Origin of the sequence: Paenibacillus sp. FSL H7-0942 (assembly GCF_045040715.1) — a bacterium.
GTDB classification, from domain to species: Bacteria; Bacillota; Bacilli; order Paenibacillales; family Paenibacillaceae; genus Paenibacillus; species Paenibacillus amylolyticus.
In genome coordinates this window covers 3307487-3325668 of the sequence record NZ_CP150279.1, presented here as the reverse complement: position 1 = coordinate 3325668, position 18182 = coordinate 3307487, and the positions used below count along the sequence as shown (strand labels likewise).

Annotated in this window: 15 protein-coding genes; 4 read left to right on the top strand and 11 right to left on the bottom strand. The window is 44.3% G+C overall.

Translation table 11 applies throughout. From position 1 onward, the window contains the following. Window positions 1-33: 33 nt before the first annotated feature. The 3 genes from MHI48_RS14920 to MHI48_RS14910 form a co-directional block, all read right to left on the bottom strand. Entirely contained in the window at window positions 34-1719 is a 1686-nt protein-coding gene (locus MHI48_RS14920) for an extracellular solute-binding protein (protein ID WP_083677356.1), read from the bottom strand. A gap of 124 nt (window positions 1720-1843) precedes the next feature. After that, window positions 1844-3394 carry a glycoside hydrolase 43 family protein gene (locus tag MHI48_RS14915; RefSeq protein WP_076327599.1) on the bottom strand — a complete coding sequence of 517 codons (1551 nt, stop codon included), beginning with the start codon at window positions 3392-3394 and terminating at the stop codon, window positions 1844-1846. Between the two features lie 7 nt (window positions 3395-3401). Then, window positions 3402-4919 (bottom strand): glycoside hydrolase family 43 protein, encoded by a 1518-nt coding sequence (locus MHI48_RS14910; protein WP_076327600.1) that lies wholly within the window; start codon window positions 4917-4919, stop codon window positions 3402-3404. A 163-nt stretch (window positions 4920-5082) separates the two neighbouring features. Between MHI48_RS14910 and MHI48_RS14905 the strand changes: the two genes are divergently transcribed. Continuing rightward, complete coding sequence (locus MHI48_RS14905) at window positions 5083-5952, top strand: AraC family transcriptional regulator (protein WP_076327601.1); 870 nt, start codon at window positions 5083-5085, stop codon at window positions 5950-5952. Between the two features lie 121 nt (window positions 5953-6073). On the opposite strand, the gene MHI48_RS14900 is transcribed toward MHI48_RS14905, so the two are convergent. From MHI48_RS14900 to MHI48_RS14885, 4 genes are all read right to left on the bottom strand, one after another. Next, a complete protein-coding gene (locus MHI48_RS14900; RefSeq protein WP_076327602.1) occupies window positions 6074-7768 on the bottom strand; it encodes an ABC transporter substrate-binding protein in 1695 nt (564 codons plus the stop codon). Between the two features lie 275 nt (window positions 7769-8043). Then, window positions 8044-8319, bottom strand: a complete 276-nt coding sequence (locus tag MHI48_RS14895) for a barstar family protein (RefSeq protein ID WP_076327603.1) — start codon at window positions 8317-8319, stop codon at window positions 8044-8046. Between the two features lie 14 nt (window positions 8320-8333). Continuing rightward, window positions 8334-8768 carry a ribonuclease domain-containing protein gene (locus tag MHI48_RS14890; RefSeq protein WP_101313754.1) on the bottom strand — a complete coding sequence of 145 codons (435 nt, stop codon included), beginning with the start codon at window positions 8766-8768 and terminating at the stop codon, window positions 8334-8336. A 257-nt stretch (window positions 8769-9025) separates the two neighbouring features. Next, window positions 9026-9787, bottom strand: a complete 762-nt coding sequence (locus MHI48_RS14885; RefSeq protein WP_405144511.1) for an alpha/beta hydrolase — start codon at window positions 9785-9787, stop codon at window positions 9026-9028. Window positions 9788-9925: 138 nt separating this feature from the next. On the opposite strand from MHI48_RS14885, the gene MHI48_RS14880 reads away from it, so the two are divergent. The 3 genes from MHI48_RS14880 (at window position 9926) to MHI48_RS14870 (ending at window position 12835) form a co-directional block, all read left to right on the top strand. Next, window positions 9926-10537 (top strand): TetR/AcrR family transcriptional regulator, encoded by a 612-nt coding sequence (locus MHI48_RS14880; RefSeq protein ID WP_405144509.1) that lies wholly within the window; start codon window positions 9926-9928, stop codon window positions 10535-10537. A gap of 27 nt (window positions 10538-10564) precedes the next feature. After that, window positions 10565-11446, top strand: coding sequence for a helix-turn-helix domain-containing protein (locus tag MHI48_RS14875; RefSeq protein WP_405144507.1), 882 nt, complete (start codon window positions 10565-10567; stop codon window positions 11444-11446). 108 nt (window positions 11447-11554) lie between these two features. Further along, window positions 11555-12835: a glycoside hydrolase family 27 protein gene (locus tag MHI48_RS14870; RefSeq protein WP_405144505.1), complete on the top strand. Its 1281-nt coding sequence runs from the start codon at window positions 11555-11557 to the stop codon at window positions 12833-12835. A 58-nt stretch (window positions 12836-12893) separates the two neighbouring features. Here the strand turns inward: MHI48_RS14870 and MHI48_RS14865 are convergent, their stop codons facing one another. From MHI48_RS14865 to MHI48_RS14850, 4 genes are all read right to left on the bottom strand, one after another. Further along, window positions 12894-13250 carry a hypothetical protein gene (locus tag MHI48_RS14865; RefSeq protein ID WP_405144503.1) on the bottom strand — a complete coding sequence of 119 codons (357 nt, stop codon included), beginning with the start codon at window positions 13248-13250 and terminating at the stop codon, window positions 12894-12896. Window positions 13251-13381: 131 nt separating this feature from the next. Then, window positions 13382-14110, bottom strand: a complete 729-nt coding sequence (locus tag MHI48_RS14860; protein WP_076327608.1) for an amino acid ABC transporter ATP-binding protein — start codon at window positions 14108-14110, stop codon at window positions 13382-13384. Continuing rightward, the gene (locus tag MHI48_RS14855) at window positions 14103-15548 is read right to left on the bottom strand and encodes an amino acid ABC transporter substrate-binding protein/permease (protein ID WP_340032950.1); all 1446 of its coding nucleotides are present in this window, start codon (window positions 15546-15548) and stop codon (window positions 14103-14105) included. Before MHI48_RS14855 ends, MHI48_RS14860 begins: the two co-directional genes overlap by 8 nt. 344 nt (window positions 15549-15892) lie before the next feature. Beyond that, complete coding sequence (locus MHI48_RS14850) at window positions 15893-17998, bottom strand: serine hydrolase domain-containing protein (RefSeq protein WP_405144501.1); 2106 nt, start codon at window positions 17996-17998, stop codon at window positions 15893-15895. Between the last annotated feature and the right edge of the window lie 184 nt (window positions 17999-18182).

Sequence of the window (18182 nt, the reverse complement as noted above, 5' to 3'; positions counted from 1 at the left end):
CTGAGTGGGTTCCTTGTAAGAATAAAGTGAACATTAGCGCTCCTTTGGCTTGCTGGCGCGAAACCACGCGTTAACCTCCGATGTGATCTGATCTCCCCCCAGCTTGCGCCAGTTCTCAACGAATTGATCAAACTCATCTATCGACCTGCCTAGAATAATGTTCATATAGGCTTCAAGCTGAAGATCCCGAAGAATAATTTGTCGATCAACCATTGTGTCCGTAATTCCGCCCGTGAATTGATCATAGAGAAGTTGGCCGTTCTTCTCGTAAGAATCTGCAATGCTAAAAGCACCCGAAGGCCCATAGGTTTGTTTCCAGCCCCAGCCGCTCTCTACATCTTCCAATTCATAGGCGACAATGCGTTTGTGAATGGCGAGAGCTTCATTCTGCAGAGCCGAGAAGTCTCCTGTACTTCTGGCATCACGAATTTGTTTGTATGCATCTATATTTTTATTACCGGGAAAAGGAGTTACCGGTGAAAGCATCCACACAGCTCGGGAGTCGTCATTGTAGTATGTTTCATACTGTGCCTGATCCCCCCAGTTGATGTCCAGATGCAGATTCATGAGCTTTACAACAACTTCCGGATTAGAGAACCCCTTTTTTACAGCAAAGTATTGCCCAGTGTTGGAACGTAGCGGTACGAACAGGCTCCGGTCCGACTTGGCAACAATGGGATATGCCTGCCATTCTACATCTATATCTGTATCTTTATCACGGGTGCTCTGTAGCATAAAGGATGTCCACTGTTCGCCGTAAAGCATCCCTATTTTTCCATCTTGAACTAGACGAAACGCCTTGTTTCCACTTTTATAACCAAAATCCGGATCAAGTTGGCCTTCACGATACAACGTTTGCAGTACTTTCAGAGCCTCCCGAACTTCAGGCTGTATACCTCCATAAGTGAGTTTTCCTTCTGCATCTTTAACCCATATATTAGGGTAGGCACCATAGCCGGACATGAACCCTGCAGCTCCCATAACTGGATCCCATAGATGGTTCGTTAGCGCAAGTCCGTACGTATCATGCTCTCCGTTCCCGTCGGGGTCCTCCTCTGTAAACGCTTTCGAAACCTGGAGAAGCTCTTCCATCGTTTCAGGCGGCCGTAGCCCCAGTTGCTCCAACCAGTCGGTTCTAATCCACAGGTACTGCGCTGTCTCAATGGAGGAAGATGATTCGGGAATAGCCATGAGTTTGCCATCAATGGTTGCCGCATCAAATGCGCCTCTTCCCTCCGCCTCCAATATACTCTTTGTAAGTGGGGAAGCATACTCTTGGTACACATGGGTTAAATCTTCGATCATTCCAGCATTGCTCAGTTGTCTAAGTTGATATGGATTAACTTTCACCACATCTGGAAAACGTCCTGCAGCGAGGGATACACCCAACTTCTGATTGTATACATCCCCATTAGCAGTCCAGTCATAGTGAATTTGAATACCTAGCTCTTTCTCGTACAAACGAGTCCAGCGATTATCCAGTATCGTCTCACCAGGTAACTGACTAATCATGCGCTCAAGGTCATCTCCCGTTTCCCTGACAAAAGAGACCACGATGGGAGGAGAATACCTCTCAAACGTAGCGGGAAGTTGAATCTGCTGCCCATCTTGCTGCGGATGATGTTGTTTGGTATTACCTTCGGTATGACCTGCTGGTATGGATACAGCAAGGAACAGAATGAAGGTCCATCTTGTTATGTCCAGACATCTCTTATACATGACGACATGCCCCCAGTTCGGTTTGAACAACTCTCTTCTCTCTGTCAACTTTAATCCATATCATTGTACAACAACTTGTACTCATTGAATACGAAAAGCCGCCATTGGGCGGCTTTTCGTATCTTTATTGTTTCTCATCAGGATTAATCATACGATATTCAAAATTCGAAAAGTCAGCTGTTCCTCCAGCTATTTCAGTTGAATATACAAACAACCCTGTTCGACAACCCATAAAATGATCCAGTTTATATATCATTTTGTGTACAATCCCTATATCTCTCCATTCAGTTCCATCGAAATAGGCAAAAGAGCACTCATCCAGATTGTTCTCAAAATTTCCGAATGCTTTTAGTTTAACTACTGGATCTGATACCGGGATACGTTCATGTTCAGTGGCTGGCTTCTTGTCGATCAGATTGCCAAATATGGTGGAATCCTCACTATCTCTGGCATGCATGACCAAGTAAAACTTGCTATCCTGCTTCGTGAGAGCGATCATACCGTACGAACCGATCAGAAAGCACAACCCGGCATAATCTCCTTCATTGAGACGACTGCCGTCAAGCGTAACCATTACTTCGCAAGCGGGCCCCATTGAACGCTGGGTTAGTGTGTTGACCGCAAACGTCAGATTTGGGCTGATCTGTCCCGTTCGAACACGATACACTCCCGGTTTCTCTGTAACGGACCAAAGTTCATGATTAGGTGTATGATTCCATTGCCAAAAATCACGGAGGCGGATGTTTCCATCTTCCTCGGGTTCATAATTGAAACTGTCGCTACCCACTAACGGGTTATAACGGTGCTCTGGTCTCGTGCTCGGGATATCAATCTGTTTCGGCGCTTTGTTTGCAAAGACCGGTATACCTTGATCAAAGTGTAGCGGAACCAAAACAGGAACCCGGCCAACAGCCCCATGATCCTGAAACAGCATTGCATACCAGTCTCCATCCGGCGTATCCACGATACCGCCCTGAGCAACACCTGAATTGAAATAATCCATATCGTCATTGAATACTTCTCCACCAGTGAAGACATCTTCCAGAGAGTCTGCCATATAAAACGCCTGTGTTCTACGTCCGGAAGCTTTTGTTATATGAATCAGGAACACAATATATTTACCATTGATCTTGTAAAAATGTGCTCCTTCATAACCAAGGTGATGAGGCTGCTCGTCTTTTACAATCAAGCGATGCACTCCACCATGTTTGGGCCCGGACAGATCAGAGCTTAATTCGGTCAGATAGATCTCGGTATTACCGTACACGAGATATGCTCGTTCATCATCGTCAAAAAATAAGGAGCAATCATGGTAAAACCCTTCCACGATCTGTTTCTTCCACACTCCCGAGATGGAGGTCGACGTATACAAGTATGTCTTACGGGTATCATTCGCAACAAAGATCACATAGAACATCCCTTGATGATAGCGGAGTGATGCAGCCCACATGCCTTTACTGTAAACGTGATGACCATCCACCAGCCGTTGTGCAGGTGTATCGTCCAATGTGTCGTATACATATGTGGCTACTTCCCAATGGATCAGATCATATGAACGCAGGATGACACATCCCGGCATCATATGCATGGTTGTACTGACCATATAATATGTGTCATCTACACGAATAACGTCAAGATCCGGGTAATCGGCCCAAATAATCGGATTCGGATACATGCTTCAATTACACCTCATTTTTTCTGTTAAACTTCCATTCTCTTAAAAGGATGGTTGGGCTGTCTGTTGAACTTTTAAGCTTAATATACAAGTCGTGCACACCTTTCGCACCCGTAACATTAGTTGTTAGTTCCATCCATTGAAGAGATTCGGTCGCAGGCGGAACAATGATTTCTCCAATTAACAGTCCGTCTGTACGATCAAGTCGAAGTTCTAACGTACCTTCGGTTCCTTGATTCGCAATCGTGGCTGTGAAGGTTGTGGGTCCTTCAATTTCAAAGTCCACCTTGGATATAGCTATCCAGCTGTCATTTTGCAGTTTAGCCGAAATCATATTCGAATCTGATGCAGACATCTCACCAGAGTCAAGATATTGCTCTGTTGATACTCCGCTACTCCATCCAATCGTTGAACCGCTTACCCACCCATAAGGATCGAAGCATTTGATTTGATCTACGCCCTGATAATCGGCATGTACCTTCTTGATCTTACCCGTGGCCTCATCATGTTCGACTCGATTCAGATGCGTTGAACGGTAACCTTCGGGAATATCCATGGCTTGGCATAATGTCTGGGCATGATAGGCAATGTACCATTGATCCGATAGTTGAAATATAGCATGGTGATTGTTGCCGCCAATATCAAAAAAGTATCCTGGATTCTGGAGTAGCGTACCCTGATATGTCCATGGCCCCATTGGCTGAACACTGGTCATATATGCAATCTCACCAGGTGGTGGGCTGTCATCTGGCCGATCACCCTCAATAAAATTGGAACAATACGTAAAGTAGTAACTATTATTATATTTATGTATCCCTGAATCTTCAAACATATAAGGCGCCTGAATAACCTTTGCTTTGCCAACAACGCTGATCATATCGTCTCCCAATCGCATCACTCTTGCCGTATCCGGTCTTTCTGCTTTCCCCTGTGGAATACCACCACCGAAATAGATGTAGGCCTGATGATCATCATCTACAATGACAGCCGGATCGAATAGCCAGGTTACTTCCTCCACTCCCGGAGTCTCTCTTGTAATAAGTGCTTTTCCTATAGGGTCTATCCATGGACCTACAGGTGTGGGTGCAGACAGTACACCTATTCCACTGGCATTGTTGGCGAAATAAAGAAAGAAACAGTCCTTGCCATCCAAGATTCGATGAGCAGCTGCCGGGGCCCAGGATTGCGAAGCCCATGTTGCTGCGCCTTGAGGTCCAGCCACTCTGATCTCTCCATGATCGGTCCAGTTGATTAAGTCATCCGAAGAAATGACCGTAATCCGGTTGATTGAACTGTAGCTGTTTTTCTGAGGAAGACCGTCCTTATCATATTCCAGCTTATCACTAGTCATATATAAGTAGACTCGATTGTTAAATACTAAAGCATAGGGATCGGCTCCAAATTTGTGGGCCACCAAAGGGTTACCGTTGGGACGAAGCTTTCCAATCTCCCCTGGAATACGCTCCAGATTGGCAACTTGGTCTTGCTTTTGCTCACCAGCATGTGGTGTAGAATGATGATTCATCAAAAGAATCCCCCTATAATCGTTTTTAGTTGTGTCTTTTTACGAGAAAGCGTTTGCAATACAAAAGGTATCATGATAGGATGATTACATTTTAAGGTAAGCTGAGTACAATTTCATTGCGTTAACCGCTCTATTTATTGCGTGAAATGACGGGAGGTACTTCATGAGTGGATCCTCTGAGTGTTTTTATGATCCCATCCAGCCTGAGCTCTTATATCTGCACAGCGTAACGAAGTATAAGCTGGAAACGATCTATCATCGCCATAATGCATACGAAATCTACCTGTTTCTTCGTGGAAACGTTCACTTTTATGTAGATAATCGATGTTACCATGTACAGCCTGGTGATCTGCTTGTGATGTCACCCGAGGAGATGCACCGAGCCTTTATTCTGGATGAATCTGATTATGAGCGAATTACAATCAATCTCAAAAAAACATATCTATTTCAGCTTTCCACACCATCAACCAATCTATCGTCATGTTTTGATCATCGCCCCAAAGGAACAGGCAACATCGTACATTTAGACGACGATAACTTGAAACAGATGCTGCAATGTACAAACGAACTGGAAGGATTGCTTGCTTCCGATGCTTATGGCACCGATATCAAAATAAATGCAGCCGTAGCCCAATTGTTGGTCATGATTAACGTCTGGTTTCATAACAATTCCTTTGTTCCCAATGACATTATGCCTGAACTGGTTCGTGAAACCATGGATTATATTGAAACACATCTGAATCAAGATATTACGCTTCGCAAACTTGCCGAAGTGTTCTACATGAACAGTACTTATATCAGCCGCCAGTTCAAAAAGCATACTGGATTGACCATCCGTTCCTACATTTTGGGTCGTCGTATTGAACGGGCCAAATTCCACCTGTCTGAAGGAATGAGTATTACGGATGCATGCTTTCAATCGGGCTTTAGTGACTATGCCAATTTTATTCGCAGTTTTACCAAAATGGTCGGCATCTCCCCCGGTAGATATATCAAACAAAGACGTGATGCAATGGAAGCACTGCCAAGATAATGATGAGCTCATTTAATGTAAACTAAAAAACATCAAGCCATCCTGCATGGCTCGATGTTCTTTTAGTTCTTGATATACTTCGGATCTGCAAACAATGCATTATTGTAATTATATCCGTAAGTTAATTGATCTCTTTCCCCGTCCACAATCGAACGCGATCTTTAATCCACTCCGTATACTGCTGTTCCATGGCTACTGCACCTGCATTATCAAGTTCGGTAATCATATTGTCGTATATGTCTTCAAAGGCACTCGGAGAGGATGTAATCGCTTCGGCGATCCGTTTCTGAATAATATCCTGCGTTTTCTGGTACACAACGTTATAATCCCCGCTATCCGAAGGAATCGGCATATTGTAAGCCGCGCCCCACTCTTTCACCGGAAACTCCTCTTCGGAAGGGAACAAGTCCTTCCATGTGGTGATGCCATAACCTTTCAAAGCTTCTTTTTCCTCATCGGAATAACTTTGCTGAATCTGTTCAGGATAATTCGTTGTATAATAGTTATCCGTTGAATCTTTGACGCCATCCCCGTAGTGAGCACCAAAAATGTAATACAAGCCTACTCCAGTTTCTTTGGTGAATGTGTTATTTTCTTTGTTTTTACGTTCCTGTACATCGGCCGGGATGGTGCGAACACCGTCTTCCACATTATATTGCTCGCCTTCAACGCCCCAGTTTCTCAATACTTGCCCTTCTTCAGAAGACATCCAATCCAAAAATTTGATGGCACGGACAGGATCTTCACAATCGACTGTTATGCCAATGCCATAACCATCAAAGCCGATATTCTGGAAGTCTTTCCGCTGAAAACTGTCATCTAGCGTGACCGGATAGAATCCGTAGGTCATATCATCTTTTCCTGCGCTTTTCAAAGCATTTTCCGCATCACTGAATCCCCAGCTTGGATCAAGCAAGGATAACACGCGACCACTGGCGATTTTGGACTTATACTGGTCATCCTTCTGAACAAAACTGTCCTTGTCCAGCAAGCCTTCATTGTACATCTTGTTCAACCAACGGAAATATTCTTTCTCCTCGGGACGTTTGTAATGCAGAACGGCTTCGTAGGTATCCGGATTGATGAAATATTCACCATCTCCAGGTCCTCCAGTAGACATGACAGCGGGATCAGTAACAGTGATCATTCGCCGCCATCCATCTGCACTAAGCGTCAGCGGAATTGTGGGTTGCCCCTCATCTGTGGTCGGATGTTTCTCGTAATATTCACGTAGCACATTTTCGAAATCGTTTAAGGTTTTGATCTCAGGATATCCGAGTTCCTTGACTACACGATGTTGAATGGCAGTACCATTCGTCGCATCAAAGCTGACCTGATCGATCGCACCATTCGTTGGAATCCAATAGATTGAAGGATCGTCATTGCTGTATTTCAACCGATTGAAGTGCTCACCGTAGATCTTTTTCAAGTTGGGGGCGTGTTCTTCGATCAGATCCGTCAGATCAATCATTGCCCCGGCATCAACGAGTCTGGTCAAGTTACCTTTGGGGAAAATCAAATCCGGATAATCACCGCTTGCAGCCATCAAGGAAATACGGTCGTTTCCGCCTCCGCTCGAAATATCGAATTCAGCATCAATGCTTACACCGGTTTCTTCCGTAATTTTTTTCCCTACCGCATCCTGCATTTTGTTCCAGTTGGGACTTGCATCTGCGCCGAAGAAGGTAAATGTGATCGGGCTGTTGGGGTCACTCGTATTTGATTCGGAATTCTCTCCAGCATTTCCGCAACCGGCGGAAGCTAACACAACACTTGTTACGAGACATGCTCCTAGCACTTTTGATACGGCTCTCATTATTTTTCTGCCCCCTAAATGATGTTAGTCGTAATAACCAATCCAGACATTACGATGGTTCACTTTGAGATAGTATACGCTTACATATTCAACCGTTAGTAAACGACTACAATCCTGCCTACCCTATTCCATGTTTAAAGTATAAGGAAGTCTAATCACCCCAACCTTGATTATTAAGCCATGAAAATAGCATGATCTAGACATGAGTCTCAGTAAAAATGTGAAGACCAAAAAAGCGATGGTTGCCCATCGCCTCATAAAGCCAAACCTACTTTTCAATAATATAGTTCTAACGTAAATCCTTGGATTTCTGCTTCAACTTCCCGCAACAATTCCATGACTTGATCAGCGTATTCTCCAAGAATTTCTTTACTTTTCTCGAAGCCAATCCATTGAAAAGTAAGCGGCATGCTTACAGCCCCAGTTAAGACATCCCATAGTGCGTCCAAATTGCCTCCATAACTCTCGTCTAACTCAAGCTGGTTCTGCAAAATTTGATGAAGCTCTTCCTTGCTGTGAAAGTCGTTTCCGTTAATCTGAATGATGCTCATATCATTTCCTCCGTTTATTTTAACTGTTCAAATGACTTGTAATGATCTGTCGTCTGGTAGATTAGACCGTCATTCGAGTATAGAATTCGGTCGCTTCCGCGCCGTCCTCCTGAGTAATTTATATCGGCTTCGTACCAGATCCGGCCTTTTTTGTTGGGGAGTAATCCTTCCCGGTTCCTGAACACGTCGCCGCCGATGCTTTTTCCTGGAGCAACTTCTCGCAGGTTACCTTCGCTTGGTTCCCATCCCAGATCTCTGGCCTCTTTCTTGGTAATGTAATTTGGTGGGAGTTCATTGTGTTCCGAGATATAATTGGCAACCTCATCAAATCCCATATCCTCCGAAACTTGAGGTGATCCGAGATCACGCAAAGACTCTGACGTACAACCTGAGAACAATAATGCAGCGAGGATGATCACTAACGTGTAAGCAAATTTTCTGAAAAACATAATCTTTTCTCCTTTTGATGTTCTTGCTCTTGCTGTCTTCCGTTTTGGTGCTATTTCGATGACAATGCTTCTAATGTTAACGATTTGTGGTAATTAAAGCAATTCTGTAAGCCTATTATGGAGTTGAAATTCAATCAATTAAAGCTGTTACCCTGCTCCATTGAAGCAATATTTTTATTCTACAATAAAAAAAGCCGCTAAAATAGCGACTTTAATCGTACCACGATCATTACCATTCAATACATTCATTTAATACATTATTTTAATTTACCCATCCAGTTCTCTAGGGCTATAACTACCTCTTCCAACTGCTTATCTTCCGTAATGGCAGGTTGATTATCTCCTTTTTGCATGCCGTATGAGCCAAATTGACCGTGATTTCCACCCTCAATACTCACATATGTCGTGTCTTCCGGAAGATTTGCTTTGGAGTTCTCCCAGTCTTCCCAGTTAAGCACTCCGTCATCCGAGCCTGTAATCTGTAAGATAGACAAGTCCGTATTCTTAACGCTCCCCCCTTCATCTGCATAAGAAGCCAAGAAAAAGACTCCTTCCAACTTCTCATTGTGCTCCGTAGCATACCGTGATGCAAATGACCCTCCCAACGAATGGCCACCAATAACAAACGCTTCGTCAGGATGTTCCTCGATAAAGGAATCAGCCTTGTTCTGACCGAAAATCGCCAAGTTTATTGGCATGTTCGCGATATATACGCGGTGACCCTGTTCTGCCATTTCTCTGGCAAGTGGAGAATAACTTTCAGGTTCAACCAGACCACCTGGATAAAAAATAATATTCGGTTTGGTTATCTCTGTACCCACGGGTTCAAATCGGTAACCGTCCTTAATCTTGGCGACAATAACCTGAGCATCACTTGTCATCGCCGTTTCAGCTCGCTCAGTCGGACTATACGTAACCGAATTGAGATATACGTAAACGCCGGCCACGATGATAACAATGGACAAGATGGTCCACATAATTATTTTCTTCCATTTGTTAGTACGTTGTGCTGTTTTCAACCTTAAAACCACCTTAGTATGAGGATAATGATATGCCTTTTTTAACTCTTCATAATTATACTTACCGGTAAGTATAATTACAAGATGATTTTGCTTACTATCGTTATTTGTCATAAAATATTCATGGAGGGAAGTCCAATGACAGAAAAATCACCCAAACGATTGCCTGGAAGACCCAAACATGGAAACGACGATATCTCAATTCAGCAAACCATTATTCAAACTGCTTCACAGTTATTCATGGAGTATGGCTACGAAACAGTCACGCTTCAGCAGATTGGCAAAACATGTAGTGTATCAAAACCAACCATTTATTATCATTTCACCAGCAAACCAGAGCTTTTTAAGGTTGCCTTTACAACGATGTTACACAATGTGAGCCGTTTAACCTCGCATATCCTTGATCAGGCCGAGAATCTGGAGTCGGGGCTTGTGCGATTGGCAGAGGCCAGACTGGGCAATCCACATGCGGAGATTGAAACCATGCTCAGAGAAGCTGAGCCTTTTCTTGAACCAGCTCAAATTCAGGATATACGCAACGCGGAGCATCAGATTCACGAAGTGTTAGCCTCCCATTTCCAACGGGCAATGGATGAAAACAGACTGCGAACGGACGATCCATTTTTCCTCGCAGAGACTTTCTCGACATTGATGTTAATGGGTAACCGGGAAGATAACCTGCATAAATATGGTTCCAATCTTTCATTGGGCCAAAAGCTAGTAGATATTTTCATTCGCGGAGCGCAGTAAAAATTCAGGGCAACAAGGAGAGCTGACATGAATATCCCTAAAGGAACCTATGGGTTTCGATTTGCGGAAGACAAGGAGCTCCAACTGTGTGTACTGTATGCGGCTGGGTGTGATTCAATAACCGATCCTTCTTATCATTGGGATGGACTCGAACGTTCGGACGGGCCTCTCCTGTTATTCCAATATACAATCTCGGGTGAAGGTGTGTTTGAGTCGAATAATCGCATTCATCATGTTACCGCAGGACAAGCTTTTTTGGCAGAAATTCCAGGGCAACATCGCTATTACTACCATTCAGCATCAAAAGAACCTTGGGAGTTTCTGTTCCTGCTGTTCAGGCCCACTCTTATTCTGCCCCATTGGAGAAAATTTCTTCGTGAAGCGGGAGAAGTTCCCTATCTTCCCGCTGATTGTACACCCATCCGACTGTTGCGGATGATCGTGACTGATGCGGCGGCAGGCAGAATCACTGATCCTCTGATCGCATCATCCAGCGTATATCAGTTCATGACAGAATTGACTCGATTGCAGAAAACAACATTGCACAACAGGGAGAATTGGTCTGAAAACATTCAAATAGCCGTTGAATACATAGAAAACAACTACTCCAAGATGATCAGTATCGATCACCTAGCGGAGCATGTTTCCCTTTCCAAATATCACTTTATACGTCGCTTTTCCTCCAGTACGGGCTTGACGCCTGGTGCTTATCTAACCCGTGTACGTACCGAGAAAGCAATGGAACTGCTGCGCGGAACTTCTCTTAGCATTGAAGTCATCGCCGAGCAAGTCGGGTATTCCAGCGGAAGTTATTTTATCAAAGCCTTTCGCAGCATAACAGGCGTTACGCCAGGTGAATTTCGCAGTGGCGGAGAAAGCCTTGTGTACCGTAAATTGTTTTTCGACTAACCGCAATATTTTGCTATTCGACACTCAACATTACTGTAGATATTAATAAAATCCTTTATTATGATGAATTGAGCGAGAGCAATAATTAATCCATAAAGGAGCATTCCCATGAATCATACACTTACAGCATCAACTCCACCGCTTGGCTGGAACAGCTGGGATTGTTACGGCGCAGCCGTTACGGAAGACGAAGTTCGTGGCAACGCCGAGTACATGGCAGAACATCTTAAAGACTTCGGCTGGAGCTATATTACGGTGGACATTCAATGGTACGAGCCTTTGGCCAATTCTTCGCAATATCGTCCGTTCGTTCCACTCATCATGGATGAATATTCGCGGCTTATGCCTGCCGAGAATCGGTTTCCCTCCGCTGCAGGTGGACAGGGATTCAAGCCATTAGCCGACTACGTTCATAGTCTGGGGCTGCAATTCGGCATTCACATCATGCGCGGTATTCCACGTCAAGCTGCACATGCGGCTACTCCGATTCTGGGTACAACCGCCACTGCGAACGATATTGCTCATCCGAACTCCATCTGTCCGTGGAATACAGATATGTATGGTGTTGATAGCTCAAAAGAAGGCGCACAAGCCTACTACGATTCGCTTTTTGAACTGTATGCACAATGGGGCGTTGACTTGGTGAAGGTTGACGATATTGCTGCTTCAAGGCTCTATGACACCCATCAACCTGAGATCGAAATGATATCCAAAGCGATTGAGCGCTCCGGTCGGCCCATGGTACTAAGTCTCTCTCCTGGCCCTGCTCCAGTAGAATACTCAGAATTCTTGGCTGATCATGCCAACATGTGGCGTGTCACGGACGACTTCTGGGACCTCTGGCCACTGTTATTGGATATGTTCGACCGCTGCCGGACGTGGCAGAGCGTTCCCAAAGCAGGCTGCTGGCCAGACTGTGATATGTTGCCTTTGGGTCATATCGGTATCCGTTCTGTAGACGGTGGTGGAGCAGATCGCTGGACTCGGTTCACGCCTGACGAGCAATTGACGATGATGTCACTGTGGAGCATCTTCCGTTCCCCGCTCATCTTTGGTGGTGAACTGCGAGATAACGATGACTGGACACTATCCCTGCTAACTAATCGTGAGGTTCTGCGAATGCATCGCGAGAGTTACGGAGCCAGAGAAGCCTTACGCAAAGAAGATCTTATTGTGTGGACTGCCCAGCATACGGATGGTTCCTCTTACGTCGCTGTGTTCAACATCGGCGAGAATGCTCTACCTGTGGATCTGTCCATTGATGAGGTCGGACTGTTCGGCATTACCGAAGGTACCGAATTGTGGAGCCAAGAAGCAGCTCAATTAACAGAGAATTCCTTAGTTACTACTGTACCTGTGCACGGTGTGCGTCTCTATCGGTTTTCCTAAGCTTGCAAAAGAAAAAGAGAGGTCTGTCGTTCATTAGACAGACCTCTCTCTCATTTCATCAGTATGTATCCATGGCTTGAACGGCCAGATGAAATGCTTTAATCCTTCTTTCCAGAAGAGTCTTTTGCGGGCTACCTTCTTTGGACTTGGCATACATGTTCTCAAGGGATGGAAACAATCCCATCAAGACAAGGCGGGCTTCTGTTATATCTTCCTTGGTGTATGAATGAGCTTTTTGATTCCAGTGTTTTTCCAGTACTGCTAGGCCGATGTATAAAGCTTGGAGACGTTTCTGTAACAATGTCGTGTTATTCCTTTTCTCAGTCATATTCACTAAGGCATTTTCCGATTTGCGGATCGTTGATTGAAAGGCTTTGATGGATTGCAGTTGATCTTCTTGTGACACGTTTTCCATAGAGTACTGACCTCTCTTTCTTGGCTTAGTTTGATCCGTCTTTCTATTAAATCACCTCACAAATATAACAAAAAAAGCCGCTTAAATAGCGACTTTCAATGTATTACCTGTATCAATTGTTTGATTCAGTGCTAGAGTACCTTCTCCAAAAAGCTGATCGTCCGCTCATTCTTCGGATTTCCAAATATCTCTTCAGGAGTGCCCTGCTCAACAATATAACCACCGTCCATGAAGATCACACGATCAGCTACTTCACGAGCAAAACCCATCTCATGGGTAACAATCATCATCGTCATGCCTTCGCTCGCGAGGTCCTTCATAACACCGAGGACTTCTCCTACCATCTCAGGGTCAAGCGCCGACGTCGGTTCATCAAATAACATAACATCCGGATTCATAGCAAGCGCACGAGCGATAGCAACCCGTTGCTTTTGTCCACCTGACAATTGTGTTGGGAAGCTATCTGCTTTATCAGACAAGCCCACACGCTCAAGTAATTTGAGTGCTGTATCACGCGCCTGCTGTGCATTTAATATCCCGAGTTCTCTGGGCGCAAACATGATGTTTTTAAGTACACTAAAATGAGGGAACAAGTTAAAATGTTGAAATACCATGCCAATATTTTCGCGAGCTTTGTTCAGGTTCGTTTTAGGGTCATTCAGATCCTGATCATCCACAATAACCCGGCCTGCCGTAATCACATCTAATTGGTTAATGCAGCGCAAGAAGGTACTTTTTCCCGAACCGGAAGGCCCGATGACACAGACAACTTCTCCTTCGTTGACCGCCACATCAATTCCCTTGAGGACCTGATTCGAGCCGAAACTTTTCTTCAAACCTTCAACTTTTATTTTAGCCACGACGAACCTTCACCTCCAGATAATCAGCAATTTTGGTCAATGTGATAATGACAATCAGGTACATAACCGCAACCGTTAACCATATGTCAAAAGAGGAGAACGTTCTTGCAATAACAATTTTACCCGATTGTGTCAACTCTACGAGACCAATAACGGATAAGATTGACGTATCCTTCAACGTGATAACCATCTGGTTAATGAAGGACGGAATCATAACCCGCACTGCCTGCGGAATAACGATCTTTATCATCGCTTTGCGATAAGGAATGCCCAATGAACGGGCAGCTTCCATCTGACCACGATCAATCGATTGAATCCCGCCTCGGATAATCTCGGTTACGTACGCCCCTGCATTCAGACTAAGTGTCAGAATAGCCGCCAGGAACAATGGCATCGTGAAGCCCATCGCCTGTGGAATCCCGAAATAGATAAAGAATGCCAGGACAATCAGCGGAATACCGCGGAAGATATCCACAAATACGGTGGCAACAACTCGAAGGAATTTGTTCTGTCCCACCTTCATGAATCCGAAAATCAGACCGATGATAAACGCGAAGAACAGGGATACAATCGTGTATAAAAGTGTTTTTCCCAGACCTTTAAAAAGTGCAGGAAGAGATTTCTGTATTAACTCCCAACGCCCCAGATTTGCGACTTGGGAATTCTCTCCAACATATTCTTCGATAATGCGCTTGTACTCACCGTTTGCTTTGATATTCACAAGACCAGCATTGAACATCTCCAGAAGTTCCTGATTTTTACCCTTACTTACCGCAAATCCGTAGGAAGCCCCGTCTTCTTTGGCGGTAACGATTTTCAAACCATTATTCTGCTTTACCCCATATCTTAGAACGGGTTCATCTTCAAAACAGGCCACCGAATTACCGGTCTTTACATCATCATACATTTGATATGATTCATCGAATGGAACAACGGTAAAGCCATATTTTGAGGCGATGGACTCAGCAAAGCTGTACCCTTCTGTTCCCGTTTTTACAGCGACCTTTTTACCACGAAGATCTTCGTAACTTTTAATGGTATCATTATTGGAACTAATCCCCATAACAACGCCTGAATCATAATATGGCTCTGAAAAATCAAATTTTGCTTTTCGCTCATCCGTAATACTCATCCCTGCGATTACACCATCGACTTGATTCGCCTCAAGTGCCTGTACAGCTGCGTTAAATCCCAGGGATTTGATTTGATACTTGAAATTTTGATCTTTGGCGATGGCATCCAGCAAATCCATGTCGATACCAACAAAATCACCATTCTCATCTTCATATTCGAATGGAGCAAATGTGACATCAGTTCCGATAACATAGGTTTTACCGGAATCGGACGCTGCAGCAGCGTTCCCTACCCATCCCGATAGACCGCTCACCAGGAGCAGCATCAGTGAAAGTATAAAAAATGAGATCTTCGTTGTTTTCATGTGTCCTCCCCGTCTCGGTATTGTCCGAATAATCATTATTTTCTTTGGAATCGGTATTACGGTTATGCTTATTGTCGATCTTCTGCCCATTTGATTGTTATTATTTACTGTATATTAACAATCAATGCTTTGCCTTTCCACTTGCAACATTTTCCTCCATCATTTTTTTCCAACCAGTAAAAGTCCTTTTAATACTTACCCTTTAGGTAAGCTTCGCGAAACCCAATATTACATTGTGAATCGGAAAAAAGGTACATTTACTTTAAAACGTATTATTTAAAATTTAAAACTCAAAAAAAGCCGCGATTTCCGCGACTTTTTATTGTACAGTTTTTTATAATCTATTAATTTGCTCTGGTTGTCAATACAATCTCGAACTTCGAACCAGCTTCACCCGCGAATACAATAGTTCCGTTCTCAGGCAACACAATTTCGTTTTGTCCACTGACCACTGTATGATTAATGCCTATGCCAGCTTGGTTATATACAGCAAATGCGCTGTTTGCAGACATCTTGACCTTCATTTCTTTACCTGCAGCTGATGCTGGAATCGAATACCATGTGGCATGACCATTCGCTTGAATGGTTGTTTTTGATTGTTTCCCCGCATAGATCGGTTTTATAATATCTTGAGCAGCATAAACGTTGCCTCCAGCTGTAACGTATTCCACGCCATTTTCCTCATAGAAATTAAACTCCATCGTGTCACGGCCCGCTAATCCAGGAATTTGCAATTGGTTCACAGCTTGGTTAGCTCCGATAATTTTGTTGGTGTAGATATAACCAGGCAGCTCGTTAAAAGTATGAATGGGAATCATCGGCATGGCTGTGTTGTACAGTGTTGATGTGTATTTTTCATTGACCAACACGTAGGCTTTGCCTACCCGTTTCTGCCATGCGGCCTTTACTTCTTCCGACAATTCATTGGTTTCAAGCTTTTCTGCCTTATATTCAGAGGAAGCAACTTGCCCAAGCCCAGGAACAGACTGATACGAGCGAGACCACAAATATGTGTTCCCGTTGACTTCCTGAACGAACTTCAGCTTTTCCGTAGCCGCATCATTAACAAATGAGCCATCAGGGGTGTACGTATAGGTCTGATCAGGACTGTTAGGAGTCGACAGATTAGATAGCGTTAATTGCCCATCATCTTTTACGTCCATCTTCATTAACATGTTTGCCCCACCCGCGTACATGCCTGTGTGCTGTGTAAGTTCCTTCGGCATGGTTGTTTTCACCGGTGCATCATGTGACTTCTCCGGTTTACGCTCTGGAATGATATTCTTCTCCTCAAGCGCACTAAGCAACAGCTCAGTTGCCAGCAATTGATCCGTTGAACTATGACCACCCGAAGAGGTTACGGCAGCAGCCATATTGTACTCCGGAAGTACAATCAATGAGGAATGATAGGTAATTGTATTGCCACCTTTGCTTACTGCCTGGATGCCGTAATCATTAAAAGGAAACAGGTTCACGCTGTCCCAGCCTAAGCCGTAACCAATAGAAGAATCGCCTTCTTCTGGCCACATGCCTCTCTTGTATTCTTCTTGCTCCATGGCCTCTACGGATTCCTCCGAAAGAACACCTTCAACCTCACCTGTAAAGATTTTCGAGAACTGAACCAGATCTTCAGCGGTAGAATAGATGCCTCCCGAGGCAATCATATTTGTAGTCTCTAATGGGAGTTGCTCCTCATGCGAAGGGGCATATGTTGCTGCCATCTGGCTAAAGTCCACAATATCCTGCGGTGTTTTGGTATGCTCCATACCAAGGGGTTCAGTTATGTACCGGTGCATGAAAGTTGTGAAGTCCATGCCGCTGACCCGCTCAACCAGAATCTCAGCTAATGTAAAACCGTCATTACTATACACCGAGTATGCGCCAGGATCGGCCTTCAGATGTTGCGTCGCCAATTGTTCCAGTAACGTATCATGTGCATAGGTATCATTATCTCCAAACAGTATTGCACTGTTACTTGACGTTCCTAGAAGTCCGGATGAATGATTCAGTAACATGCGTGGTGTAATCTGTTGGTAACGCTTGTCTTTCATTTTAAAGTCCGGAATATACTTCACGACAGGCTCATCAAGATTGATCTTGCCCTGGTCCACTAGCTTCATTACGGCGGTTGTGAGCATCATTTTGCTGGTTGAACCAATACCATACATGGTATCTGAAGAAAGCGGGATGTTGTTTTTCAGGTCGCTTTTGCCTGCCTGACCGGAGATCACAATCTCACCCTCATCCATCAGTGCGTACTGCACACTTGTCGTAGCGTATGATTCAGTGAGTACCTTGGCCTTTGCACTTACTGCCTTTTTAGTTAGATCATACGTAGAGCTACTACCGTTACTGCTAGCGGGTGTGGCCATGGCCGACATTGGGGACATCATTGCAAACACCAAAGTTATGGCGGCGATAGACGTTCGTTTCTTTCGTGTCAATCTCATCTTCTCCTGTCTAGTCTATGGATTGGGAATCTCTGTGTTTGTACTCCCGTAGTGTAACCGAAGAAGATGAACTGTCTGTGGCTTGAATATGAATCGAGTATGAACCAAGCAGGACCGACCGAAATAAGTTAGACACACGGTAAAAATCGCTTTAGTCCAGCTTTGTTTTGTTTGCAAATTAAAC